At 69.6% G+C, this 24,380-nt stretch carries 20 protein-coding genes and 1 pseudogene; 10 read left to right on the forward strand and 11 right to left on the reverse strand.

Annotation, left to right across the window (positions count from 1 at the left end; all coding sequences use genetic code 11):
* The first annotated feature begins 55 nt into the window (after positions 1–55).
* The 5 genes and pseudogenes from OHT21_RS31020 to OHT21_RS31040 all read left to right on the forward strand — a co-directional run bounded on the left by OHT21_RS31020 (position 56) and on the right by OHT21_RS31040 (position 5,146).
* Positions 56–1,813, forward strand: a complete 1,758-nt coding sequence (locus OHT21_RS31020) for a TIGR03767 family metallophosphoesterase (protein WP_328771572.1) — start codon at positions 56–58, stop codon at positions 1,811–1,813.
* 128 nt (positions 1,814–1,941) lie between these two features.
* Complete coding sequence (locus OHT21_RS31025) at positions 1,942–3,126, forward strand: serine hydrolase domain-containing protein (RefSeq protein ID WP_328771573.1); 1,185 nt, start codon at positions 1,942–1,944, stop codon at positions 3,124–3,126.
* Positions 3,127–3,352: 226 nt separating this feature from the next.
* Positions 3,353–4,363, forward strand: a complete 1,011-nt coding sequence (locus OHT21_RS31030; RefSeq protein ID WP_328771574.1) for a questin oxidase family protein — start codon at positions 3,353–3,355, stop codon at positions 4,361–4,363.
* Positions 4,364–4,407: 44 nt separating this feature from the next.
* A pseudogene (locus OHT21_RS31035) lies at positions 4,408–4,781 on the forward strand (type II toxin-antitoxin system RelE/ParE family toxin).
* Entirely contained in the window at positions 4,778–5,146 is a 369-nt protein-coding gene (locus OHT21_RS31040; RefSeq protein WP_328771575.1) for a helix-turn-helix domain-containing protein, read from the forward strand. Before OHT21_RS31035 ends, OHT21_RS31040 begins: the two are co-directional and overlap by 4 nt.
* Here OHT21_RS31040 and OHT21_RS31045 read toward each other — a convergent pair.
* Positions 5,135–5,362, reverse strand: coding sequence for a DUF397 domain-containing protein (locus tag OHT21_RS31045; protein ID WP_328771576.1), 228 nt, complete (start codon positions 5,360–5,362; stop codon positions 5,135–5,137). The genes OHT21_RS31040 and OHT21_RS31045 overlap by 12 nt on opposite strands.
* 4 nt (positions 5,363–5,366) lie before the next feature.
* Positions 5,367–6,248: a helix-turn-helix domain-containing protein gene (locus tag OHT21_RS31050; protein ID WP_328771577.1), complete on the reverse strand. Its 882-nt coding sequence runs from the start codon at positions 6,246–6,248 to the stop codon at positions 5,367–5,369.
* Positions 6,249–6,448: 200 nt separating this feature from the next.
* On the opposite strand from OHT21_RS31050, the gene OHT21_RS31055 reads away from it, so the two are divergent.
* On the forward strand, positions 6,449–6,883 hold the full coding sequence (locus tag OHT21_RS31055; RefSeq protein WP_328771578.1) for an ATP-binding protein: 435 nt from the start codon (positions 6,449–6,451) through the stop codon (positions 6,881–6,883).
* Between the two features lie 176 nt (positions 6,884–7,059).
* On the opposite strand, the gene OHT21_RS31060 is transcribed toward OHT21_RS31055, so the two are convergent.
* Both OHT21_RS31060 and OHT21_RS31065 read right to left on the reverse strand, forming a co-directional pair.
* The gene (locus OHT21_RS31060; RefSeq protein ID WP_328771579.1) at positions 7,060–7,653 is read right to left on the reverse strand and encodes a VOC family protein; all 594 of its coding nucleotides are present in this window, start codon (positions 7,651–7,653) and stop codon (positions 7,060–7,062) included.
* 239 nt (positions 7,654–7,892) lie between these two features.
* The gene (locus OHT21_RS31065) at positions 7,893–8,543 is read right to left on the reverse strand and encodes an MOSC domain-containing protein (protein WP_328771580.1); all 651 of its coding nucleotides are present in this window, start codon (positions 8,541–8,543) and stop codon (positions 7,893–7,895) included.
* 285 nt (positions 8,544–8,828) lie between these two features.
* On the opposite strand from OHT21_RS31065, the gene OHT21_RS31070 reads away from it, so the two are divergent.
* Together OHT21_RS31070 and OHT21_RS31075 are read left to right on the forward strand one after the other, a co-directional pair.
* Positions 8,829–9,209: a pyridoxamine 5'-phosphate oxidase family protein gene (locus OHT21_RS31070; protein WP_328771581.1), complete on the forward strand. Its 381-nt coding sequence runs from the start codon at positions 8,829–8,831 to the stop codon at positions 9,207–9,209.
* A gap of 75 nt (positions 9,210–9,284) precedes the next feature.
* The gene (locus OHT21_RS31075) at positions 9,285–9,830 is read left to right on the forward strand and encodes an MOSC domain-containing protein (RefSeq protein WP_328774290.1); all 546 of its coding nucleotides are present in this window, start codon (positions 9,285–9,287) and stop codon (positions 9,828–9,830) included.
* 124 nt (positions 9,831–9,954) lie between these two features.
* Here the strand turns inward: OHT21_RS31075 and OHT21_RS31080 are convergent, their stop codons facing one another.
* On the reverse strand, positions 9,955–11,022 hold the full coding sequence (locus OHT21_RS31080) for a hypothetical protein (protein WP_328771582.1): 1,068 nt from the start codon (positions 11,020–11,022) through the stop codon (positions 9,955–9,957).
* 255 nt (positions 11,023–11,277) lie between these two features.
* Complete coding sequence (locus OHT21_RS31085; RefSeq protein ID WP_328771583.1) at positions 11,278–14,115, reverse strand: helix-turn-helix transcriptional regulator; 2,838 nt, start codon at positions 14,113–14,115, stop codon at positions 11,278–11,280.
* A 289-nt stretch (positions 14,116–14,404) separates the two neighbouring features.
* Here OHT21_RS31085 and OHT21_RS31090 point away from each other — a divergent pair, with 289 nt between their 5' ends.
* Positions 14,405–15,154 (forward strand): SDR family NAD(P)-dependent oxidoreductase, encoded by a 750-nt coding sequence (locus OHT21_RS31090; protein ID WP_328771584.1) that lies wholly within the window; start codon positions 14,405–14,407, stop codon positions 15,152–15,154.
* A gap of 203 nt (positions 15,155–15,357) precedes the next feature.
* Here the strand turns inward: OHT21_RS31090 and OHT21_RS31095 are convergent, their stop codons facing one another.
* Positions 15,358–16,434 (reverse strand): hypothetical protein, encoded by a 1,077-nt coding sequence (locus OHT21_RS31095; RefSeq protein ID WP_328771585.1) that lies wholly within the window; start codon positions 16,432–16,434, stop codon positions 15,358–15,360.
* Positions 16,435–16,641: 207 nt separating this feature from the next.
* Positions 16,642–19,230 carry an aminopeptidase N gene (gene pepN / locus OHT21_RS31100; RefSeq protein ID WP_328771586.1) on the reverse strand — a complete coding sequence of 863 codons (2,589 nt, stop codon included), beginning with the start codon at positions 19,228–19,230 and terminating at the stop codon, positions 16,642–16,644.
* A 187-nt stretch (positions 19,231–19,417) separates the two neighbouring features.
* On the opposite strand from pepN, the gene OHT21_RS31105 reads away from it, so the two are divergent.
* Positions 19,418–20,080 (forward strand): mycothiol-dependent nitroreductase Rv2466c family protein, encoded by a 663-nt coding sequence (locus OHT21_RS31105; protein WP_328771587.1) that lies wholly within the window; start codon positions 19,418–19,420, stop codon positions 20,078–20,080.
* Between the two features lie 76 nt (positions 20,081–20,156).
* On the opposite strand, the gene OHT21_RS31110 is transcribed toward OHT21_RS31105, so the two are convergent.
* Genes OHT21_RS31110 through OHT21_RS31120 form a run of 3 tightly spaced genes read right to left on the reverse strand, consistent with a single transcriptional unit; the run spans position 20,157 to position 24,282 of the window.
* Positions 20,157–20,801, reverse strand: coding sequence for a response regulator transcription factor (locus tag OHT21_RS31110; protein WP_328771588.1), 645 nt, complete (start codon positions 20,799–20,801; stop codon positions 20,157–20,159).
* Positions 20,798–22,051, reverse strand: coding sequence for an ATP-binding protein (locus tag OHT21_RS31115; RefSeq protein ID WP_328771589.1), 1,254 nt, complete (start codon positions 22,049–22,051; stop codon positions 20,798–20,800). Before OHT21_RS31115 ends, OHT21_RS31110 begins: the two co-directional genes overlap by 4 nt.
* A gap of 5 nt (positions 22,052–22,056) precedes the next feature.
* Positions 22,057–24,282, reverse strand: coding sequence for an MMPL family transporter (locus OHT21_RS31120; RefSeq protein ID WP_328771590.1), 2,226 nt, complete (start codon positions 24,280–24,282; stop codon positions 22,057–22,059).
* Between the last annotated feature and the right edge of the window lie 98 nt (positions 24,283–24,380).

Here is a 24,380-nt window from a genome sequence, read left to right on the forward strand (position 1 = left end):
TCAGCGAACCGCCCGCGACCACTGCTGACGCGTTCGCACTCGGGGAGATCGCGCCATGTCGCGCATACGCTCTGTCGCCACATCCGTTCGTGACCGCCGCGCCTTCCTGGCCGCCACCGGGGCGGTGTCACTCTCCGCGGGTATCGGCTTCGCGCTCCGCCCGGACCGCGGCGGGAGCACCGTCCCCGCCGCCGACCAGGGACAGGCCGTCGCCCTGTCGTCCCGGCAGGCACCCGCCGCGCCCCTCATGCCGTACACCCGCGGCACCACACTCGGCTCCGTCGCGGCGCCGCAGGGCTCCACCGGCTTCCGGCGGCTCGGCGACGGACCCGCCTGGCAGCGCGTCGTCCGCGGCGACCTGGCCGCGCCCAAGGCGGGCCGCGGCGAACGCCGCACCGCGCTCGCCGCGTTCGTACAGTTCACCGACCTGCACATCGTCGACGTACAGCACCCGCTGCGGTACGAGTACCTGCGCGCCCAGACCGCCAGCGCCTGGCGTCCGCAGGAGTCGCTGTCGGTGGCCGGCGCGGTCTCGCTGGTCGAGCGGGTGAACGCGCTGCGCGGCGCCCCGGTCACCGGTTCCCCGCTGCACTTCGTGATGACCACCGGCGACAACACCGACAACAACGCCAAGACGGAGCTGGACTGGTTCCTGAAGACGATGAGCGGCGGCCGTATCACCCCCAACTCCGGTGATCCGAAGGGCTACGAGGGCGTCCAGAACAGCGGACTCAAGTTGTACTGGCAGCCCGACGCGGACGTCCGCGACGGCGACAAGCAGCTCGGCTTCCCGAAGATCGACGGCTTCCTCGCCGCCGCCGTACGCGAACTGCAGAGCCCCGGCCTCAACCTGCCCTGGTACTCCACGGTGGGCAACCACGACTCCCTGCCCGGCGGTTGCTACGCGCCCGGCGACCCCTTCTTCGCCGAGTACGCCGTCGGCGGCAAGAAGCTGATGTCGCTGGACGAGTCGGTCGGCGCCGCCATCTGGAAGAACGTCAAGAAGGGCGGCGACCCCAAGGGCTCCGCCTTCAAGGAGATGCTCAAGTCGCAGGCGCGGAAGATGCGTTCGGTCACCCCGGACGAGGGGCGCGCCCCCTTCACGGCCGCCGAATACCTCCAGGCCCACCTCGACCCGGCGCACACGGGCCCCGGCCCCATCGGACACGGCTACTCGCAGGCGAACCTCGCCGCGAAGACCCAGTACTACACCTTCCGCATCGCGGACGACCTGCTCGGCGTCAGCCTCGACAGCACCGACCCCGGCGGCCACTACGAGGGCTCGCTGGGCACGGCCCAACTGCGTTGGCTGGAGCGGACGTTGAAGACAGCCGAGCAGAACAAGGAACACGTCATCGTCTTCAGCCACCACACCAGCAAGACGATGCGCAACCTCCGCGAGGACCCCAACCACCCCGGCGAGCGCCGCCACGGCGGCGACGAGGTCCTCGCCCTCCTCGGCAGCTACCGCTCCACGCTGGCCTGGGTGAACGGCCACAGCCACAAGAACAACATCACCCCGCACCCCGCCCCCGGCAACCGCTCCTTCTGGGAGATCTCCACGGCCTCCCACATCGACTTCCCCCAACTGGCCCGCGTCATCGAGGTAGTCGACAACCACGACGGCACGATCTCCCTCTTCACCACCCTCATCGAATCCGCGGCCCCGCACCGCACGGATTTCGCCGACCTCACCCAGACCGGCCTCGCGGCCCTCTACCGCGAGTTGTCCTTCAACGCCCCGGGCTCTCGCTCGACCCTCTCGGGCGATCCGGGGGACCGGAACACGGAACTGGTCCTGAACAAGGGGTAGTTCCTGGAACGGGGAGACGGGGCGACGAGGCTCAAAAACGCCCAACCCCCAAAGGGCAGTCAACCCACGTGCCCAGCTACGGTGTCCCTTCCGTCGATCACCCTCCGACGGAAGGGACGTACCGGCACATGACCGCATCACGCACGCTCCGTATCGCACTGGTGGGCGCTGCCGCACTCACCGCGGCGTCGCTCACCGCATCCGCCGCGGTGGCTGCCCCCGCGATGGCCGAACCCACAGTGACCGCTCCATCCCCGGCCACCAGAACGCACAGTGCGACCCAGGAAGCGATGGACGCCGCCGTGAAGGACGGCGTCCCCGGTGTCGCCGGGCAGGTCAAGGACAAGTACGGGGTCTGGAAGGCCACTTCGGGCGTAGGCAACCTCAAGACCAAGCAGCCGCGCTCCGCCCACGACCGCTACCGCGTCGGCAGCATCACCAAGACCTTCGTGTCGACGGTGCTGCTCCAACTGGAAGCGGAGGGCAGGCTCTCGCTCGACGACAAGGTCGACAAGTGGCTCCCCGGCGTGGTCCGCGGCAACGGCCACGACGGCAGCAAGGTGACCCTCCGCCAGCTCCTCAACCACACGAGCGGCATCTTCAACTACACGGCGGATGACGAGTTCGTACGGAAGGCCTTCCTCAAGGACGGCTTCTTCAAGCACCGTTACGACACGGCGACCCTCGGGCAGCTCGTCGAGATCGCGATGTCCCACAAGCCGGACTTCGCGCCCGGCGCGTCCTGGAACTACTCGAACACCAATTACACCCTGGCCGCGATGGTCATCGAGAGCGCCACGGGCAACTCGTACGGGGACGAGATCCACGACCGCATCACCGAACCCCTCGGCCTGCACGCCACGTTCGTCCCCGGTACGTATCCGAAGGTGCCGGGACCCAGCAGCAGGGCGTACGGCAAGCTCGCCGAGACCACGACCGGCCCGACGTACGACGTCACGGAACTGAACGCCACGCTCGCCGGCGGCTCGGGCGACATGATCTCCGACTCCGGCGACCTGAACCGCTTCTACTCCGCCCTCCTGCGCGGCAAGTTGCTCCCCAAGGCCCAACTCGCCGAGATGAAGAAGACGGTGAAGGTCGACGGTTCCCCCAACCTCGAGTACGGCCTCGGCCTGTCGGCAACCAAGCTGAGCTGCGGAATCACCGTCTGGGGCCACGGCGGCGGCATCCACGGCTCCCTCTCGGAAGCCGTCACGACAGCAGACGGCCGCCACTCACTCTCGTTCAACTTCAACGGGGACTGGGCGGGGGACAGCGGGGCGGTGATCGAGGCGGAGTTCTGCGGCGAGTAGCGCGTCCGCGTACTGTGCAGGTCGGGGCCCAGGCATCCTCGATCTCGCTCGACGACCAGACGAATGGCGCTGCCCTCGATGAGGGGCAGCGACCCACCGTGGTCGAGCTAGGACCTGTCGTCAAACGTGGGGTTGCAGCGGGCGCTGTTTCGGTGGCTGGACCTAGGCCCGGTCCTAGGTCTTCAGCCTGTTACGCCGCCGTGCCGCCTCGCCTACCGTCCTCGCCATGGATCCAACGGGCATTCTCGACGAGGCGCTCCAGCGACTGCACAGTTCAGGGCCGGAGCGGCTTGGGCGGCTCACCAACCACGCGCCGATGGCCGTTGAGGCCCTGGCCGCGCATGGTCAGGCCGACTCGGTGCACCGGTGGCTCGACCTCTATGCACGCAAGCTTGAAGAGTTCCCGTCCGGCATCGAGCCCGTCACGAACGCCAACTGGCGCTTAGCTCTTGGCGAGGCCCGCCGCGCCGCCGACTGGATTGACTACTTCGGCCGTGAGATCGCCGGGCGTCCCTGGCGTGAGGTGCTGACCGAGTGGTGGCCCCGTCTCCTGCCCGGCATGTACGGCGGCTCGACGCATCCGGTGATCAGGGTGGGTCACGCTGTGCGCACTCTTCTGGTCGGCGAGGACACCGAGCCGCGTCTGGCCGAGCTCGCCCACGGCCTCGGCTATTGGGCCGCCCGCTACCACTCCGTCACAGATGTCGCTCCGTTGCCCGGCGCCGACAGCGCAGCCGTGGCCCTCGATGCGGTGACGCCCATCGCCGAACGGGACGGCGGCTTCGCCGCCCGGCTCGGCCGCGTCACGGGCCTGCCGGTGTGGGCGCCCGCGATCACGGACGCGAATGAGGCGCGCCGCCGCCTCAGCGAACTGGTGCGGGCGGCCACCCACCGGTACGCCACCCACGGCCACGGCGAGGAGACAATGCTGGTCCACGCGGCCACGGCCCCCAACGCCGTCCTGCGCACCCTCCCCGCGCTCCCGCATGCCCTGTGGGTACCGAGCCTGCGGGCTGCCTGGACGGCATCCGCGGCGGTGACCGCGATGTACGCACCCCACGCCCCGGTCGCGTACACCCCACCGGGCACCTCCACCCCAGAAGAAGTCTTCGAACGGGCCCTGGCGCACGGCGACGAACACGTCATCAAGCTGACCGACACGGCCCTCGACATCGGCGACGAACAGGCACTGGCGGCGGCTTTGCGCTCCATCGAGCTGAGCGAACCGCTGAACTAGCCACTGCCGTGCCTCGCTATATGGATTTCTGCATAGTGGCGGCTGTGAGCGACCCATGGCAGATCGAGATCGAGCCCGAAGTCCGACAGTGGCTGGAGCTCCTCTCGGACGCCCAGTACGGCAAGGCCGAACGGGCCGCCGACATGCTCGCGGCACAGTCGGCCATGCTTGGGGAGCCGTACTCCCGTCACCTCGGCGGTAAAGTGCGCGAGCTTCGCTTCCTCATGGAGGGCAACGCCGTACGCATCACGTACTGGCTCGCTCCGGATAGGCGCATCGTGTTGTTGACGGTGTTCCGAAGACCAGGCAGCGCGAGACGGCCGAGGTCGAGCGTGCCCGGCAAGCACAGAAGGTGTGCGAGGCCGATCACGGTCCTGCGGAGCACAGCTTTGAGCGGATCGAGGAGGAGCGGCCGTGAACCACTCCCAGTGGAAGACCCGGCGGACCAGGAAGCTGCTGGGGGAGTCCGTCGAGGAATCTCCGGCCTACGTGGAGGCCGGGTACGCGTTCGCCTTGGGGCAGGCGGTCCATGACCGGCGCACCGAGCTAGGTCTGTCGCAGACCGAGCTGGCGCGCCGGGCGGGCATGACCCAGCCGCAGATCTCCAACATCGAGGGCGGCGACTCCGTCCCCACCCTGCCTCTGCTCACTCGCCTGGCCAAGGCGCTGGACGCTGCGCTGACCATCGATCTGGACGGCGACACGTCGGCGTTTATTTTCACCGCCCACGACGGGGGCGGAGACGGTGAACCGCAGTCGGGTGGTCACTCGTCAGTTGCCTGAGGCTGTCTCGCGGATGTGAGTGACGAAGGTTGTCCAGGCCGTGGGGGGGACGAGGAGAGCGGGGCCGGTGGGGTTCTTGGAGTCGCGGACGCCGGTCCCCTTGCCCGGGGTTAGGTGGGCGACCTCAACGCAGTTGTTGCCCATACCGTCGCTGTACGACGACTTGCGCCAGGCGCTTTCGGGGGCGAGCTGGGGGGCGGTGAAGCGAACGTTCATGGATCTACAGCTCTCGTTCTAGGCGGTTCACGAATTCGGGAGTGTCCTCGGGAGGCAACGCAGAGGCGACCATGGATTCGAACCGCCGGGTGAACCGGTCGACCTCGCGAGGCTTGTCCGAGGTGGAGACTGTGCCCCAGGAGCTGTCCAGCTGGATACGGGACGGCAGTTGGTCGCCGAAGTCGAGGATCGCGAAGTCATTGGTGGTTCGGTATCCCCAGCGGAACGGCAGCACCTGGAGCGTGACATGGTCCCAGGTCGACAGCTCCGCGAGCTTTGCGTACTGCTCGCGCATCACCTCTGCGCCTCCGACGGGGTACCGCAGTGCGGCCTCCCCAAGGACAGCGTGCAGCCTGACCGGTTCCTCCCGGGTGAGGATCTCCTGGCGTTTCATCCGAAGCTCCACGCTGTTCCGGATCATCTCCGTCGTGGTCTCCTCGATCGGCTTCTGCACCTCATGGATGGCGCGCGCGTACCGCTCAGTCTGGAGCAGGCCGTACACAAGCGTGGGGTGGTACGCCTTCATGCTGCGGGCCTCGGGCTCAAGCCCAACAAATCCCGGCATTCCGGAGGGCATCAGACCGCGGTGCTGTGTCAGCCAGTCCTGATTGGAGGACTCCCGGTTGAGGTTGATGAGTGACTCGATGACGGCTTCATCGGTGACGCCGTACTTGTCGAGCAGCTTCCTCAGGTCGCTCACGTTGCGGAAGTTCAGCGACCCGGATTCGATCCGTTGGAGCGAGGCCTCGGAGATGCGCAGTCCCTGAACCGCCTGCTTGCGCGTGAAGCCCCCGCCCCGGTCGCCGAGACCGCAGTTCTCTCGCAACTGGCGTAGCTGAAGGCCCAGTTCCAGTCGCTGTCCAGTCCGTCCACGCTTGGCGGCCATGTGCATCGTCCTCGTGCTGTCGTGCGTGTCACCTGGTGCTGTGTACCGAGTGTGGCACCCCGTGTGCAGGTCGTGCAGCCAGTTGCGTAGATCGGCGCATAGTCCACTTTCTCTTCTGCTGATTAATCAGGCGGCATTCGATGGAACTCGAACACGAGTCACTGTCACCGTTGTTGGGCAGCCAGCGCGAAAGGAACCTCATGCCCAACCCCGAGACCCCCGCCCTCCTCACCCACGACTGGTCGATGGGCTACCCCATGACCCTCCGCAGCGTTCGGCTCGCCCGGCTCCACGTCCGCCGCCGACTGACGATGTGGAACTGGACCGGCGACATCGACGACGCCGTACTGGTCGCCTCGGAACTCGTCGCCAACGCCGTGCAGCATGCGCGGGTCGTGGGTCATGAACTGTGGCTGCGGCTGGCCGAGTTGGAGGACGGCGGACTGATCGTCGAGGTCTCGGATCCGGTGCGGGCGGCGCCCAAGCCGGGTGTCGCGCCCGACGGCGAAGGTGGCCGGGGCCTCCTCGTCGTCGCCCAACTCGCTGACGACCTCGTGTGGTTCCTGCGGCCGGAGGTCGGAAAGACAGTCCGAGCCCGGCTGGCTGTACCCAAGCTGCGTACGTCAGGCACATGAGGGACGTGGCGGGGCGGCCGCGTCCGCGCACGTGGTGTACGGCGGCGGCCCACCGGCAGGTAATTCCGCGAAGGCGTTACAGATCTCCCTGATGTGTCACATCCGCAGCGCACACCTCCTCCGTGGACATGACCGTCATGTCGACCGGACATGGCTTGACTCCATGGAAGGTGGGGTCAGCCCGTGACGTGGAACTCGTTTCCGCCGGGGTCGAGGAATTCGCCGGATTCCCAGTCACGTTGGGTGACTTCCAGCCGCAGCCTGTTCCGCGCCGCCTTCGGCGCCGCAGGTGGCCCCATCACCAACGAGACCGTGCTGGTGGGCCTCCGGCGCAGCCGGACACCCCAGTTGTGGGACTCGACCACCTGCCAGTCGGCCTGGGACTGCCAGAAGGCCCACTGCGCGTAGCGGTCCTCCTCGGCGACGTCAAGGCAAATGGCGGCGAGGCCGGAGTCGGCGAGTACGCCGGGGTGTCCGGGACGCAGCACGCAGAACTCGTTGCCCTCCGGATCGGCCAGCACGTCCCACGGGACATCTCCCTGGCCGATGTCGACCCGCGTCGCACCGAGTGTGAGCAGGCGCGCCACCTCGGCCTCCCTGTCCGGCCCCCCGGCCAGGTCGAGGTGGAGCCGGTTCTTGAGCTCCGCCTTCGGCTTCGCGGTCGGCACGAACCGCAATTGCAGGCCGCCCGTTAGGCCCCGCGTCGCGTCCAGCCAGAAGCGGTCCAGGCGCGTGACATCCAGCGCGTCGATCACAATCCCGGTCAGCATCCTGCCCCCAAGCCCCCAAGCCCCCAAGCCCCCAAGCCCCCAAGCCCCCAAGCCCCCAAGCCCCCAAGCCCCCAAGCCCCCAAGCCCCCAAGCCCCCAAGCCCCCAAGCCCCCAAGCCCCCAAGCCCTCGACCCGTCGCCTGCCCGTTGTCTCCGCCGCTGTCGGCGTCAGTGCTGGGAGCCCAGGCCGGAAGCACGCAGCCGCCCGGGGCAGCCGACGATCCCCCTGAAATCGGTCACCTATGCGGTCGTACGCCTGCGGACCAGATCCTTGCTCTCCTCCGGCAACGCGTCGGCGACCAGCAGCCGGGGCAGCAGCTCCGGTTCACGTGTCATCGCACGGAAGACGAGCGCGACGGTCACGTCGTGGTCAGGGCGGTGCACGATCTCGACCGGATCGGCAGCGCGGATGTCCCCCGGCTCGATCACGCGCAGATACGCGCCCGGCAGCGCGGCCTGCGTGAACCGCTTGATCCAACCGTCACGCTCCAGCCAGCCCTGGAACGTCGCGCACGGGATCCGCGCGCACGACACCTCCAGGACGACGTCCGGCCCGATGCGCCAGCGCTCGCCGATCAGGGCGCCGTTGACGTCGAGGCCGATGGTCGTGAGGTTCTCCCCGAAGACACCGTTGGCAAGCGGCCTGCCCAACTTGGTCTCCCATCCGTCGAGATCCTCGCGGGCATACGCGTAGACGGCCTGGTCGGAGCCGCCGTGGTGCTTCACGTCGTAGACCCGGTCGCCATCGAGACCGACTGCGCCGGTGCCCTTGGGACCGGGGGCGATGACGGCGACCGGGCCGTCGACGGGCCGCTTGTCGATGCCTGTCGCGCTGAGGCCCTTCCATGGGTTGGGGCGGGGCCTGCCGACATTGACGGAGAGCAGCTTCATGGGGACGACGGTACGGTCCGCTGCATCCGGAGGGCGAGACATTTCCCTGCCACTGCCGCGCTCGCGGCGTGCGTGGCACCCGGCGGCGTGGTCGTCCGGGCGATTCCGGGCTCCCGTGGCTCCGTGAGCTACGGAGTTATCGGATCCGACTCGCTCATGTCGACCGGACACGGCCTGACCCCGGGGGAGTAGGGCGGAAGTCCGAGGCGTCTGGGCCGCCGGACCGAGGCGTTCTCGCGGGCGTGCGGGTGAGATGGGGGTATGAGTGAATCCGAGTCTCTGCCTGTGGCTGTTCGCGACCGACTGGCACTGGAGAAGAACGTCTGGCTGTGCACCGTGCGGCCGGACGGGTCTCCCCATGTGACGCCGGTCTGGTTCGTCTTCCTGCGGGGCAGTTGGTGGATCGGCACGGACGTGGGTTCGGTCAAGGTCCGCAATATCGAGAAGTTCTCGCGGGTCTCCCTGGCGTTGGAGGACGGCCGGCTTCCCGTCGTCGCCGAGGGAGAGGCGGTGCTGCACCGAGGATCGTTCGCCGCGGAGATCACGGATGCCTTCAGGGTGAAGTACGGAGGTTGGGATGTCTCCGCCCCGTACACACCGGGCGTGGACCGCGTACTGCTCGAAGTTCCCGTACGGCGCTGGCTGTTGGCGGGTACGGCTCAATGATCGCCGGGCACGACGTAAGGGGACGTAAGAGTTAGGGTCGTGGCTGATCAGGTCGTTGAAGAGGGGGCTTCGGGGATGACGAGCGGGATAGTTACGGCGGTCAGCAGCAACGGCGAGTACTCGTTCACCAAGCCGAACCGGGACAGCATCACGTTGCTGGCCGGGTTCGGCGTGGAGGGTGACGTGCATGCCGGCGTGACGGTCAAGCATCGTTCGCGGGTCGCGCAGGATCCGACTCAGCCGAATCTGCGCCAGGTTCATCTCATCCATGAAGAGCTCTTCGCCGAGGTCGGTGCGGAGGGATTCAACGTGGTGCCCGGTGACCTCGGTGAGAACATCACCACCCGCGGCATCGATCTGCTCGGCCTGCCGGTCGGCACGCTGCTGCGTATCGGCGATGGTGCGGTGCTGGAGGTGACCGGCCTGCGCAATCCCTGCCTGCAGATCGACAACTTCCAGGACGGGCTGCTGAAGCAGGTCGTCGGCCGTGATGAGGCCGGGAACATCGTGCGCAAGTCCGGAATCATGAGCATCGTGAAGGAGGGCGGCGTGGTGCGGCCCGGCGACACGATCGCGGCGGAGCTTCCCAGTGGCCCGCACCGGCCCCTGGAGCGAGTCTGACGTCGCTCACCCAGCGGGTCTGAATCCGCCACCATCGGCCCGCCCGGCCAGTGGTGCGCCGGAGGGCCGTCACCCGGCGGGACAGTCGGGTGACGGCCCTCTTTCTGCCCCCGTCCTCAGGTGGTCAGTTGTACTTTCGCCAGTCGTACTTCAGCTGGTAGTGACCGCCGTGGCCCTTGAAGTCGAGGGTGCGGTCCGTGCTGTTGTCCTGGCCGCCGGGGAAGCGGCTGGTCAGCGACGAGATGGTGGCGCTGACCGTGATCGGCTTGAAGACCTCGTCGCCCCACAGGCCCTTGAGGTAGTCGAAGACCAGGCCGACCACGAAGCCCACCGCGACCCCGATGGCGATGCCGAGGGGCCCGCCGGGGGAGCCGATCGCGCCGCCGATGGCGGCCGCGAGCGCCGCGGCGACCTTGGCCTTCACCTTGTCGAGGAGTTCGTTGAGGAAGTCGGCGAGGCCGCCCCAGTCGACCTCCGCGAGGACCAGCGTGACGAAGTACGTCTTGGGGAACGTGACCTTGCTCTGCTCGGTGAGGCTGAAGTGGGTGAAGCGCCTCGGCGGCGAGTACGTCTGCACGGTCCCGGTGCTGAAGCTGCGCACCCGGAACGCCGAGACCTTCTTGGTGTCGCCGTCCTCGTCCACGGACGTGCCGCCCAGGTCGATCTCGTCCTTGCCGATCTCGCTCGTCTCGTCCACGCACTTGACCCGGTGGATCCGCAGCTCCAGGTTGCGCAGTTCCGGGAAGGCCGCCGCGGACGCCACCTCCTGGGCTGTCATCGGGCCGATCAGCGCGTCGGACATCCGCTGCAGTTCCTCGACAGGGAACTTCATCCGCGTCGGGAGCGGAGTCTTACGGACCTGCTCGTCGACACCGGACGACGACTTGAGGTCGACCTTGGCGAGGTCGCCGAGCCGCTTGGCACGCGCCGCACCGCCCCGCAGCTCCACCGCGATCCGGTCCGCGGCCTGCTTCTGCTGGGCTTCGGGCAGCGTACGGAAACGCCGGGCGAGTATCTGCTCGGTGCTCCTGGCGTCGGACGGCATCGGGTACTTGCCGGGCTCCGCGTGATGCGCGGCCACCTTGTCGGCGGCGAGCTGGAATTCCAGCGCGACGCGTTCGGCGATGGCTTTGACCTTGGCGCTGGGTATGCCGGTGACGATCATTTCTTTGTTGTCGGTGGTGTTGGCCATGCGAATCCTTCCCCCAGATGGCCATAGGGCCGGCCGGCCCCGAGAGGCCCGGCCCCTGATGGCCTGCGGCGGCCTGTGATGGCCTGTGATGGCCTGTGATGGCACGAGGCCAGACGCTAGGCCGACGGTGCCGGGGGCGGACCTGGGGAAGGACCCGGGAGAATCCCCAGTCCTCCCCCGGAAGCCTCAATTCCGCCCCGGGCAGCCTCAGTTACGACCCTGGGCATGTTCTTCGCCCCCATCGCCAGTGCAGTCTCAGTTACGACCCTGCAGCGCCGCCTCGTTCCCCGCCGCCAGCAGCACGGCGAGCCGGGTGCGCGAGGCGACGCCGAGCTTGGCGTAGATCCGCCCCAGGTGGAACTCGACGGTCTTGGGACTGATCACCAGCTCCCGCGCCACCTGGCGGTTGGTCAGCCCGGCCGCCACCCGGCGGGCGACCACCAACTCCTGCGCGGTGAGCGGCGCGGCATCCGCCTTGAGGGGAGCGACGTCCGTACCGCGCGCGGGGGTGTCCAGGCCGCAGGCCGCCAACTCCCGTTCGCAGCACGCCAGATCGGGCCGGGCGTCGAGTCGTACGAGCAGGCACCGGGCCGTACGCAACTGCTCCGCGGCCGGAGTTCGCTTGGCCACCCGGCGCAGGAACTGCCCGTACGCGAGGTGCACCAGCGCGCGGCCGAACGGCTCCTGGGCGCGGTGGGCGTGCCGCAGCGCCGAGCGGAAGGCGCTCTCGGCGGCGGCCGGGTCCCCGCGGGCCGCCGCCAGGGTGCCCCGGCTCCGGGCCGCCCGCATCAGCGCGGCCGGATGGTCGCGTCGTACGGCCAAAGCCTCGTACTGGCCGAGGAGTTGAGCCGCCCGTCGATGGTCCCCGAGCTCGGTCCACGCGTCGGCGAGAAGGTCCGGCCAGGGCACGGCGCCCGGCTCGTCGAAGGAGCCGGAGGTGTCCTGTTCGCTCGGCGGGAGCAGCGGGGCCAGGGCGCCGACGACGTCCTCGGGACGACCAAGGGTCCGCGCCAGGTGTGCCTCGGCAAGCGCCGTCCACACGGCAGGGCATGCGCCGCCCGGACCGGTGTCCTCGCGCATCCCGCGCACCTGGGCGTGTGCCTCGGCGGAGGAGCCGCGGGCGGCGTGGGTGAGGGCGGCGAGCATCCGGCAGTACGGCGTGGAATGCGGCCGGCCGCTGCCGCTGCCGCTGTCGTCGGCGAGCGAGAGGGCCAGTTCGCAGTGGGCGAGCACGTCGTCCCAGCGGCCCGCCAGGTACTCGGCGGCGGCGAGCGCGCCCGCGGCCGTGATACGGAAGGACGCCGAGTACGCCCGGCCGTCGACGGGGGGCCTCGCCGGTGCCGGCGGCGCAGCAGCCGCCCGCGCCGACTTCCGGTCGTGCGTCGCCGCGAAGACCCCGGTCAGGTCGCGCAGGGCACCGGTGAGATCGCCGGTGAACACCTTTAGGGTGCCGCGGCCCATGAGTTCCTGGAGCTGGGCGGGTGACGCCACGGCGGGGTCGGGCAGCGGGCCCAGTTCGCCGAGGGCGTGGGCCGCGCCGCCGCTCGTCGCCATACCGGCGAGCGCCAGGTAGCGGACGGTGTCGGTGGCGGTCGCCTCCGGTGCGAGGCGCAGGGCCAGGCGCGCCCAGTTGGCGGCTTCCGTGCCGCGCGCGACGCTCCCGTACAGGGCCGCGAACCGGCCCGCGATCCGGGCGGCGAGCACCCGGTCGTCCCGGTCGGCATCCGGGTCGCAGCGCCGCCAGGCGTCCCGCAGCAGCACCTCGGCGCGGTCCGGGGCGGCCGGGCAGAGCCGTCCCAGCAGATAGCTGCGCCAGCCGCTCTCGGTGAACTCCCTGATGCGCTCGGTGAGTTCGGCGCTGTCCGGTACGTCCCCCGCGAGCAGCCTGCACTCCACGGACTCCAGCGTGTACTGCTCGTACGCCGCCCGGTCGGGCGCCAGCCTGGCCGCCGCGGACAGTTGACGCGCGGCCTTCTCCCACCGCTCCTCGGCGGCCGACCGGCGTCCGTGCGCCGCGAGTTCGGCGGCGAGCTGCGGGGCGGGGCCGGTCGCGGCGCAGGCCCGGTGGTGCAGGGCGGTCTCCTCGTCACCGCTGAGCGAGGCGGCCCGGTGGTGCAGGGCGCGGCGGCGGGCCGGGCCGAGCCCGTGGTAGACGGCGGCCTGCACGATCGGGTGCGGGAAGCGGACGACGGGGTCGCCCTGCCGCTCGGTCAACAGCCCGGTGCGTACGGCCTGTTCGAGCGCGGGCAGCGGATCGGCGAGGTCGGCGAGGCGGGCGGCGTCGGCGAGGGTGCAGCACCGGCCGAGGGCGCTCGCGGCGGCCACCAGCGCTTCCGCCTCAGCGGTGCACGAGCCGAGCCGGGCCAGGGCGAGCTCGACGCACGACTTGGGGGCGGGCGGGGTGATGTCGGTACGTTCGAGCGCCTCGACCAGTCCGGGCCCCTCCTGCTCCATCAGGGCCCGCGCGTACAGCGGGTTGCCGCCGGTGTGCTCGCACAGCCTGCCGGCGGCACGGACGGTGAGCCGGACGGGGCCCAGGGCATCGCCGAGAGCGCGGAGCGCGGCGGGTTCCAGCCCTTCGAGCCGGATACGGACGGCGGCGTCGGCCGTGAAGAGCCGGCGCAGACCCTCCGGGATACGAGGGTCGGCGATATCCCTGGTCACCACGACGACCAGGACCCGTACGGCACGCAGCCTGCGCACCGCGAAACCGAGCGCACGCAGCGAGGCCGACCCGGCCCACTGGGCGTCGTCCACCACGACGGTCACCGCGTCCTCGCCGACGCCCCCGCCCTTCCGGAGCGTCTCCTGGAGCGCGTCCACCAGCGCGGCGCCGGCGGAACCAGGATCCGTCCAGCGCCCGGGCCCGATGAGCTGCTCCAGCACACCGAAGGCCGGCCCGGTCCCGGCGTCCTCGCCCTCCGCGTACAGGACATGCGGCACTCCCGCGAGAAATCGCCGTACGAGCGCGGTCTTACCGATGCCCTCCGGGCCCTCCACCAGCACCCGCTGCGGCTGCCCGGCGCGCGCCCGCTCCCTCGCCCCCTCCAGCACGGCGAGCTCCTCGCCCCGCCCCACGAACACCCGCTTCACGGCGCACCCACCCCCGCCCATGCTCTGTCGCCTCCGCATGGTGCCACCGCCCACCGCCGACGTCTCGCCCCGCCGCCGATCCCATAGGGCGCGTCCCGCGCTCCCGCCACCGGAGGCTTCCCCAGCTCCGCTTCGACGCCGACCGGTGACCGAAAACCGCCTTGCCTGTACGTGTCGAAATCCGGCGAGCGGCTCCGACGTACCCGGTGTGAGCTGGATCTGCCGGCTTCGGTCGGCAGCCGGTAAGCCGGTAAGCCTGTAGTCGATCAGGAGAGAACGGAGTTCGATCATGTTGCTGAGGGAGAAGGCCGCCGTGGTGTACGGGGCCGGCGGTTCCATCGGTGGGGCGGCGGCCCGGGCCTTTGCCCGGGAGGGGGCGCGGGTTTTTCTCGCCGGGCGTACGGCGGCGTCGCTCGAGTCGGTCGCCGGGGATATTCGCGGTGCAGGCGGTACCGCGGATACGGCTGTGGTCGATGCCCTGGACGAGGCGGCGGTGGACGACTTCGTCGACAGCGTGGCCGCGCGGGCCGGGCGGATCGATGTCTCGTTCAACGCCATCGGCGTCGGCGATGTGCAGCAGCCGCTGATGGAGATCTCGGTGGCGGACTTTCTGCAGCCGATCACGCACGCGATGCACTCGCAGTTCCTGACGACCCGGGCGGCGGCCCGGCACATGACCGCCCGCGGCTCGGGGGTCATCCTCGCCTTCGGGGGCGGCGGTACGCAGACGATGCCCGGCCTCGGCGGCTTCAAGATCGCCCTGGACGCGCTCGAGGGGCTGCGGCGTCAGTGGGCCGTCGAGCTGGGTCCACACGGCATCCGTGTGGTCACCCTGAAGTCGGGCGGTGTGCCGGAGAGCATCCCCGATGGGTTCCCCGGCAAGGAGGAGATCACCGAGAGCCTCGTCATGGAGACCCAGCTCGGCCGTGCCGCGACCCTCGCGGATGTGGGCGACGTGGCTGCCTTCGTGGCCTCAGACCGGGCGCGCACGCTCACCGCGACGGACGTGAACATCTCCTGCGGGGCCATCGTCGACTGAGCGAGCGGACTGGGTGATGGGCCTGAGCGAGCGGACTCAGTGATGGGACTGGCCGACCGGAGTGACCGGTCGGCGGTGATGATGACCGAGTGACCGGCCAGCAGGTGACTGAGTGACCGGCCGACCGTGATGTGGGGGCCACCAGATGCCCAGGGGGTGGCCGGTGACCGTGGCCAGTGGCTGTGGCCGGTGGCCCCCACAGGTCACCGGGGCAGCACCACCACATACGCCGACGGATCGCGGTCGCACGCCGCCATCAGCGCGGTCCGTACGACGGCCGCCTGCTGGTCCAGCGCATCGCGCAGCTTCCGCGGGGTGAGGTGGACGACGGTGATACCGAGCCGCTCCAGGTGCTCGCGCTTACGGGCGTACTCCGACCACAGCGCGTCGTCGTCCTGGCGGGGAGCCCGGGTGTCCAGTTCGAGGGCCACGGCCTGTTCGGGCCAGTACGCGTCGAGGCCGCCCAGGTGCGGGCCGCCGGGCAGGCACAGGTCCACGTTCCAGACGGGGTCGGGCAGGCCGTGTTCGCGGACCATGCGATACAGGTGGTCCTCGGCGATGGCCCGGCCCTCGGCGAGCAGGGTGTCGACGGCGTCCACGACGTGCGGCCGGTTCAGCAGCCGGGCCTGGCTCAACTCCCGTACGACGGCGCCCGGTTCACAGTGGCCGCCGCGTACCGCCTCGGTCAGCAGACGCCGTACGGTGCCCGCCTCCGAGAGCTCGGCGACGGCGTCGGCCAGCGCGCGCGGAACGGGTGCCACCGGGAGCCCGGTGACCTCCTCGGGCTTCGGCAGCGCGGGCGCCCGGACGATACGTGCGCAGCCCGTCGAGCGGAGCCGGCGCAGACGCGGTACGAGGACATCGATGCGGTCCAGCGACAGCAGCGAGGGCGCGGAGGAGAAGCCGTACAGCGTGAGGGCCGCAAGGCCGGTGATCATCGCGTCGGGGTACCGCTGCGGTGCGGGCGGTTCCTGCGCGCCGGGCCCGGCGGCGGCCGGTTGAGTCGGGATGCCCTGCGCTCTCAGGGGCGGCTCACGGAACGCTGAGCGGGTCGCGTACATCAGGACCGCGTGCAGCCGCTCCTCACCGGTGGGCGGGCCGGGGTGCAGCAGACAGACACCGGGCAGGAACTGCTGCCAGGCGCCACCCGGCCGGCACTGCTCGTTGATCTCGGCGTTGGTCACGCCGTGCGCCCTCAGCTGCGCGTTGGTCAGTACGCGCCGCCGGGCGTCGGACAGGTGGCTCAAGGGACGGGGGGAAAGAGGGGTGTTGTGGTTCATGCCCCCGAATCTCCCGCACCCGCCCGGCCCATTAACCGCTGTTACATCCCCGTCGAATAACCCGGACACCCCAGCCCTAAAGTGCAAGCGTTCGACGACCGAAACCCCCTGGTCCGTATGGGGGTTACGGCTCCGATTACCAGCATTCCGTAACTGTTATGCCTGTCAACACCTGTTGACGGCTCCCGGTGCCCCGAGGGCGAACCCCTACCCGGCGGCGGCCAAGTCACAAGCCTGCGCACGCAACGCCCGCGCCAAGTCATCCCGAGCCTCAAGCACAAGCCGCCGCAGCGCCGGAGCCGCCGCCCCATGCTCGGAGAGCCACGCATCCGTCGCAGCCAGCGTCGCCTCCGAGTCCTGCAAGGACGGAAACAGGCCCTTGACCACATCCATCGCGATCTGGATGGACCGCTCTTCCCAGACGCGCTCGATCGCATCGAAGTACTTGGCGACATAAGGCGCCCCAAGCCCCCGCTGCGACGGCTGCGCAAACCCCGCGATCGTCGCCTCCACCAGCGCATTGGACAGCTTGTCCGACTCGACAACGGCCGCCCACGCCTGGGCCTTCACCGCGGCGGACGGCCGCGCCGCAAGGCACCGAACCTGATGCCGCTTCCCCGAAGCCGTGTCGTCACGGGCGAGCTCCGCGGCAAGCACACCCTCGTCAGCGACCCCGTGCGAGGCCAGCGGATCCAGGAACGCCCAGCGCAGCTCCTGGTCCACCCCCAGCCCTTCGATCTTGTCGGTACCCTCCAACAGGCCCCGCAACAGCCCCAGTTCGGCCTCACTCGATGCGACCGCCGCGAAGAACCGGGCCCACGTCAGCTGATGCTGGCTGCCCGGTTCGGCCGCCCGCAGCTCCCGCAGCGCACCCTCCGCGAGCAACTGCCCGCCGACGTACCGCCATTCAGGAGCCGCGTAATGCGTGAGCGCGGAGTTCGCCCACGCGTGCAGCATCTGGAGCACACCGATGTCGGACTCGCGGCCCGCGAAACGCAGGACGAGGTCGATGAAGTCCCGGGCCGGCATCAGGGCGTCCCGCGTCAGGTTCCACAACGCCGACCAGCACAGCGCACGCGCCAGCGGATCGCTCATCTCACCGAGCCGCTCCCGCAGCGTCGCCAGCGAGCCCTCGTCGAAACGGATCTTGCAGTACGTCAGGTCGTCGTCGTTCACCAGCACCAGCTCGGGAGCCTCGGCCCCGGCCAGCTCCGCCACGACCGTACGCGGCCCGTCGACGTCCACCTCCGCGCGCGCGTACCGCTCCAGCGCACCCTCGCCAGACCGCCGGTACAGGCCCACCGCCACCCGGTGCGGCCGCAGTTCAGGATGGTCCGCCGGGGCAGTCACAGTGGCCTCCTGGAGGATCGAGAGCTCATCGATCCGCCCCTCGGTGCTCAACAACACCTGCGGCATAAGGGAGTTGACACCGGCCGTCTGCAGCCAGGCCCGCGACCAGGCGGCCATGTCACGCCCGCTCGTCTCCTCCAGGACAGACAACAGGTCCCCGAGCCGCGTGTTCCCGTACGCGTTCCGCTTGAAGTAGCGCCGCGCGCCCTCCAGGAAGGCGTCCCGCCCGACGTACGCCACCAACTGCTTGAGAACCGACGCCCCCTTGGCGTACGTGATCCCGTCGAAGTTCAGCTTGGCGTCCTCCAGGTCACGGATGTCGGCCGTGATCGGGTGCGTGGAGGGCAGCTGATCTGCGCGGTACGCCCAGGACTTGCGGTTGTTGGCGAAGGTGATCCAGCCGTTGGTGAACCGGGTCGCCTCGACCATGGAGAAGGAGCCCATGAAGTCCGCGAAGGACTCCTTGAGCCACAGGTCGTCCCACCACTCCATGGTGACCAGGTCGCCGAACCACATATGCGCCATCTCGTGCAGGATGACGTTCGCCCGCCGCTCGTACGACGCCTGTGTCACCTTGCCGCGGAAGATGAACTCCTCGCGGAACGTCACACAGCCCGGGTTCTCCATCGCGCCCAGGTTGTACTCCGGCACGAACGCCTGGTCGTACTTCCCGAACGGGTACGGGTAGTCGAAGTGGTCGTGGAAGAAGTCGAGCCCCTGCTTGGTCACCAGGAACACGTCGTCGGCGTCGAAGTGCCTGGCGAGGCCCTTGCGGCACAGGGCGCCGAGGGGGATCTCCAGCGTCGTACCGTCGTCGAAGGTGCGGGAGTAGTGGTCCGTCACATAGTGGTACGGGCCGGCGACGATCGCCGTGATGTACGTCGAGATGGGCCGCGTCTCTGCGAACCGCCATACCCCGTCGTGCAGTTCACCCACGCCGTTGCTCCACGCGACCCAGCCCTCGGGGGCCCGGACTTCGAACCGGAAGGGGGCCTTGAGGTCCGGCTGCTCGAAGTTGGCGAAGACGCGGCGGGAGTCGGCCGGTTCGTACTGCGTGTAGAGGTAGACCTCGCCGTCCTCGGGGTCGACGAAACGGTGCAGGCCCTCGCCCGTGCGGCTGTAGGCGCACTGGGCGTCGACCACGAGTTCGTTGTCGTCGCCGAGGTCCTCCAGGAGGATGCGGGAACCGTCGAAGACCGCGCCCGGATCGAGATCCTTGCCGTTGAGGGAGACGGCGGTGACGCTCGGCGCGATCAGGTCCGCGAAGCTCGTGGCGCCCGGCTCGGCGCAGCGGAAGCGGATGGTCGTCACCGAACGGAACGTCCGCGGCCCAGCGTCCGTGCCGCCCACGGCGGAGCGCAGGTCGAGCGACACCTCGTACCCGTCGACGGACAGCAGGGCGGCCCGCTCGCGGGCCTCGTCGCGGGACAGATTCTCACCGGGCACTGGCGGCACTCCCTTGTCACTGCATGACTGGCGGCATGACTCCTTCGAACTGCATTGATCCTCGCATGGGGCACTGACAACGGGCATCAGGGAATAGGACGGGGAAGGGGGTGGTTGCGGGTTCAAGAACAGGCTCAGCCGTCCCCTGTACTTGTCACCCGTCATGACCGCGTTTTCGAGGAGAGCCATGTCCGAGGCCGCAACGAGCTCCGCCAAGACCCCCGTCGACTTCTGGTTCGACCCACTGTGTCCCTGGGCGTGGATGACCTCGCGCTGGGTCCTTGAGGTGGAGAAAGTCCGCGACATCGAGGTCCGCTGGCACATCATGAGCCTCGCGGTGCTGAACGAGGACAAGATCGACGAGCTGCCCGAGGAGTACCGGGAGATGCTCGCGACCAAGGCGTGGAAGCCGGTACGCGTGGTGACCGCGGCCTGGCAGAAGCACGGCGCCGACATCCTCGGCCCCCTCTACACCGCCCTCGGCACCCGCATCCACAACAACGACGAGGGCCCGACCGTCGAGGCGATCGCCGGCGCCCTCGCCGACGTCGGCCTGCCCGCCGACCTCATCGACTACGCCGACCAGGAGGACTTCGAGTTCGACGCCGAGCTGCGCGCCTCCCACAAGGAGGGCATCGACAAGGTCGGCCAGGAGGTCGGCACCCCGGTCATCGCCGTCCCCGGCGCCGACGGCGAGCAGATCGCCTTCTTCGGCCCGGTCGTCACCCCCGCCCCCAAGGGCGAGGAGGCCGCCCGCCTCTGGGACGGCACCCTCGCCGTCGCCTCGGTCCCCGGCTTCTACGAGATCAAGCGCACGCGGACGAAGGGGCCGGACTTCAGCAACCTCTGACGCCTGAGGTCTCCCTCGGGCGAGGCGACCCCCGCGAGTCACGTCCTCGCGGGGGTCGCCCGTATCCGTAACTCGTTTACGACGGCCTCCGCAGCAACCCCCGCTCCATCGCCACCACCACCGCCCGAGTCCGATCGTTCACGTCCAGCTTCGCGAACAGCCGCAGGAGGTGGGTCTTGACCGTGGCCTCGGCGATGACCAGACGTGAGCCGATCTCGGCGTTGGTGAGGCCGTCGGCCACGGCGTTGAGGACGTCTCGCTCGCGGGCGGTGAGCGGAGCGTGGGCGGGGCGGCGCATACGGGCGACCAGTTTTTCCGCGACCCGAGGGGCGAGGACCGTTTCGCCGCGCGACGCCGCGTGGATCGCGTCGACGAGTTGCTCGCGGGTGGCGTCCTTCAGGAGGTAGCCGATGGCGCCCGCCTCGACACCGCGCTCGATCTCCGCGTCGGTGTCATAGGTGGTGAGGATCAGCACCCGGGTGCGCGGGTGCGCGGCCACGATCTCCGTGGTCGTCGCCACCCCGTCCAGTACGGGCATCCGCAGATCCACCAGGGCCACATCGGGCTCGTACGCGGCGACGAGTTCCAGCGCCGCCCGCCCGTCGCCCGCCTCGCCGAGGATCTCGATACTGGGCTCGGCGGCCAGCAGGGCCACCACACCGGCCCGCATCACCGTGTGATCGTCCACGACGATGATCCGCAGCTTTCCACCGCCGGTCATGTCAACTCCTCACCGAACTCGGCCGTACGGGACTCAGACTCACCGTCGTCCCCGTCCATCGGAATCATCGCCAGTACGCGCGTACCGTCCCCCACCGAACTCGTCACCCGGAGCTCCCCGCCCAACTCCGCCAGCCGTTTGCGCATCCCGTCGAGCCCGAACCCCGACGAGTCGCCCACGACGAAACCCGCCCCGTCGTCCGTGATCTCCAGCTCCACCCCGTACGGCTGCCGAGCCAGTACGACTCCGACCGTCGATGCCCGCGCGTGCTTGCGCACATTGGCCAGCGACTCCTGCGTACAGCGCAGCAGCGCGATCCGCGTCGGCTGGTCGCACTCGATGTCCGCCAGCTCCGCGTCCACCGCGAGCCCGGTGTCCTCCGCGAACCGGTCCAGCGTCCGGCGCAGCGTGTGGGCCACCGAACCCGCCGCCACCTGCCCGCCCCGCTGCGCGGAGCCGACCAGCTCCCGCGCCTCGGCGAGGTTTTCGCGCGCGGTGGACTCGATCGACCGCAACTGCTGTGCGCTGCGCGCCGGATCGCTGTCGAGGCCCGCCCGCGCCGCCTCCGCGAGCGCGATGATCGAGGCGAAGCCCTGGGCGAGCGTGTCATGGATGTCGCGTGCCATCCGTTCCCTCTCATCGGCTGCCCCCTGACGCTGATGCGCCTCGGACAGCTCGGACTGTGCCTGTTCCAACTCTGTGATCAGCCGGGCCCGTTCATGACTCTGGGCGACCACCGAGTGCACCCACAGCCCGACCAGCATCCCGACGGCCACCACGATCACGACGGGGACCAGCGTCTCGCCGAAGAACTTCATCGACGGGCCGAGCCGGAACCAACTGCCCGCCAGCGTCGCCCCGGTGGCCAGCCCCAGAAACCCGACCGAGGCCCGCGGCGTACGCCCGAACATCCAGAAGTGCGGCAGCGTCACCATGAACAGCGACCCGAAGGAGCCGCGCAGATACGCGAACACACCCAGCGTGGCGACCAGCACGAGGAGATACGTGTGCGGGCGCAGTACGGGATTGCCCGGGAACCGGTCGACCACCGCGTAGCAGAGCATCAGGAACCCGAGCAGCCCGAGCGCCCAGTACTTGCTCCCGCCGGGCCGGTCGAGGGCGGCGAGCCCGATTGCCAAGGCCACGAACAGCAGCCAGGACACCGCGTTCCAGCGGCGCAGCGTGGCGGCCCAGAACGGGTCGGTGACCTGCTCGGCGGGACTCCCGGCGGGAGAAGCTGGGGTGGTCATACCAGTCAACGTACGTCTGCCACCGCCGACTTGGCGGCCTCTTGCCGCTCGGACACTGCCTGCCGCCGCACCCCGCGCGAAGGCCACCAGCTCGCCTCGCCGAGCAGCAGCATCACCGCCGGCAGGATCAGGATCCGGATGATGAAGGCGTCCAGCAGTACGGCCGCCGCGAGGACGAAGCCGATCTGCTTCAACTCGATGATGTGCAGGAAGACGAAGCTCACGAAGACCGTCATCATGACCACCGCCGCACTGGTCACCACACCCGCCGAGCTGCGAATCCCGTCAAAAACCGCCTGCCGCGTCGGCACGCCGGCCAGCACCGCCTCCCTGATCCGGCTCACCACGAACACCTGGTAGTCCATGGACAGCCCGAAGAGGATCACGAACAGGAACAGCGGCACCCGCGACCCGATCGACCCGGTGGAGTCGAAGTTCAGCAGCCCCTCGGCCCAACTGCCCTGGAAGACCAGGACGAGCAGCCCGAGCGCCGCCGCGGCCGACAGCAGGTTCAGTACGACACCGAGCAGGCCGAGCACCACGGAACGGAACGCGTACAGGGTCATCGCGAAGGTCACCAGGAGCAACGCGCCGAGAACCAGGGGCAGTTTGCTGTTCTGGTGCGCGGGATAGTCGGCGTAACGGGCGACGTCGCCGCTCACGCCGGACTCGGCGCCCGCGATCCGGCCGACCGTCGCGGGCACGTACTCGTCCCGCAGGTGGTCCAGGGAGTCGTACGCCTCGTCCGAGTTGCCGAGATGCGGCACGTCCAGCTCCAGCACGCTGATCCGCCGGCCGTCGGATGTCTCGTCGGAGGTACGTACCCGGGACTCGCCGGTGAACAGCGGGTCTTCGTCGGCGAGTTGAGCCAGTTCCTCCAGGGACGCGGTGACCTCGCCGGAGCGTGCGGCATCGGCGCGTACGACGATGTCGTGGGTCACCCGCTGCTCGGGGAAGGCCTCGTTGAGGCGGTCGTACACCTGCATGGCGGGGATCTCACGCGAGTGGGTGTCCCGGCTCATCTCGGTGATCTTCAGCCCGCCCAGTGGTGCGGCGAGCGCGAGCATGGCGAGCACCGAGACGCACAGGGTGGCCACCGGATGCCGGGTCGCGGGCCGCAGCAGCGCGGCCCACACCCGGCCGCCGCCCTCGCCGCGTATCCGCCGCGCGGGCTTGCCGTGCTCGGCACGGCGCCGCGCCTTGCGTTCGGCCCGCTTACCGAGCTTGACCAGCAGCGCGGGCAGTACGGTCAGGGAGCTGAGCACCGCCACCAGGACGACCACGATGGTGCCGGTGGCCAGCGAGGTGAAGATCACGTCGGCGGCCAGGAACAGCGTCGCCGTGGACACCACGACCGCCATCCCGGACACCACGACCGCCCGCCCCGAGGTCGCCGCGGCCAGCTCCACCAGCGCCTCGGAACTCAACCGCCCGCCGGACCGGGCCCGTTCCTCCCGCTCCCGCTTGAGATAGAAGAGCGTGTAGTCGACGCCGACCGCGAGCCCGATCATCAGGATGATGTTGGTCCCGACCCCGGTGTCGGGGGAGAGGTGCGAGACCACCATCGAAAGCCCGACGGCCGCCGCGATCGACGACAGCGCGAGCAGCAGCGGCACCCCGGCCATGGTCACCGAACCGAACACGATCAACAGCGTGATCAAGGTGACCGGCAGGGTGATCGCCTCGGAGAGCGCCAGATCCTCGCCGCGCTGCTTGTCGACTCCCTTGCTGATGGAGGGACTTCCGGTCTCCTCCAGGAGCAGCGCGGGGTTCGCCTTCTGTACGGCCTCGGTCTGCGCGACCAGCGCGTCGACCTTGTCCTTCGCGTCGCGCTCCTCGCCCTTCACGGCCACTTCGACCATGAGGATCCGGCCGTCCTTCGACAGCAGCGGATCGGCGACGCTCTCGACCTCGGGCAGCCGCTCCATCCGGGCGGTGAGATCCGCCGCGGCGGCCTTCGCGGAGGCTTCGGCGGCGCCCCCGTCGAGACCGGCGCCGGACCGGGCGGAGATCATCACCTGCTCGGTGGACCTGCGCTCCAACTGCCCCTCGGCCGCCATCGCTTCGGCCCGGCCGGCCTCACCCACCCGATAATCGGCGGTTTTCGCGCTGTTGAGCCCGACAGCACTGCCGATGCCCACGCACAACACCACGAACACCAGCCAACCGATGATCGCCCGCCATGGGTGCAAGGCACTCCAGCGAGCCATGCGCACAGTAAATGAGTTCATGCCCAAAAGCGTTGCTGAGCAGGGCAGTTGGCAGACAGAGGTACTCGGTGGAACTTGCCGTCCACCGATCGGTGGACCTCCGGGCTGGGGCAAACCCC

The organism is Streptomyces sp. NBC_00286, assembly GCF_036173125.1.
GTDB lineage: Bacteria > Actinomycetota > Actinomycetes > Streptomycetales > Streptomycetaceae > Streptomyces.

Coding starts and splice junctions, on each gene's coding strand:
- OHT21_RS31020 (WP_328771572.1), top strand. CDS start 56: ATGTCGCGCATACGCTCTGTCGCCACATCCGTTCGTGACCGCCGCGCC.
- OHT21_RS31025 (WP_328771573.1), top strand. CDS start 1,942: ATGACCGCATCACGCACGCTCCGTATCGCACTGGTGGGCGCTGCCGCA.
- OHT21_RS31030 (WP_328771574.1), top strand. CDS start 3,353: ATGGATCCAACGGGCATTCTCGACGAGGCGCTCCAGCGACTGCACAGT.
- OHT21_RS31045 (WP_328771576.1), bottom strand. CDS start 5,362: ATGAACGTTCGCTTCACCGCCCCCCAGCTCGCCCCCGAAAGCGCCTGG.
- OHT21_RS31050 (WP_328771577.1), bottom strand. CDS start 6,248: ATGGCCGCCAAGCGTGGACGGACTGGACAGCGACTGGAACTGGGCCTT.
- OHT21_RS31055 (WP_328771578.1), top strand. CDS start 6,449: ATGCCCAACCCCGAGACCCCCGCCCTCCTCACCCACGACTGGTCGATG.
- OHT21_RS31060 (WP_328771579.1), bottom strand. CDS start 7,653: ATGCTGACCGGGATTGTGATCGACGCGCTGGATGTCACGCGCCTGGAC.
- OHT21_RS31065 (WP_328771580.1), bottom strand. CDS start 8,543: ATGAAGCTGCTCTCCGTCAATGTCGGCAGGCCCCGCCCCAACCCATGG.
- OHT21_RS31075 (WP_328774290.1), top strand. CDS start 9,285: ATGACGAGCGGGATAGTTACGGCGGTCAGCAGCAACGGCGAGTACTCG.
- OHT21_RS31080 (WP_328771582.1), bottom strand. CDS start 11,022: ATGGCCAACACCACCGACAACAAAGAAATGATCGTCACCGGCATACCC.
- OHT21_RS31090 (WP_328771584.1), top strand. CDS start 14,405: ATGTTGCTGAGGGAGAAGGCCGCCGTGGTGTACGGGGCCGGCGGTTCC.
- OHT21_RS31095 (WP_328771585.1), bottom strand. CDS start 16,434: ATGAACCACAACACCCCTCTTTCCCCCCGTCCCTTGAGCCACCTGTCC.
- OHT21_RS31105 (WP_328771587.1), top strand. CDS start 19,418: ATGTCCGAGGCCGCAACGAGCTCCGCCAAGACCCCCGTCGACTTCTGG.
- OHT21_RS31110 (WP_328771588.1), bottom strand. CDS start 20,801: ATGACCGGCGGTGGAAAGCTGCGGATCATCGTCGTGGACGATCACACG.
- OHT21_RS31115 (WP_328771589.1), bottom strand. CDS start 22,051: ATGACCACCCCAGCTTCTCCCGCCGGGAGTCCCGCCGAGCAGGTCACC.
- OHT21_RS31120 (WP_328771590.1), bottom strand. CDS start 24,282: ATGAACTCATTTACTGTGCGCATGGCTCGCTGGAGTGCCTTGCACCCA.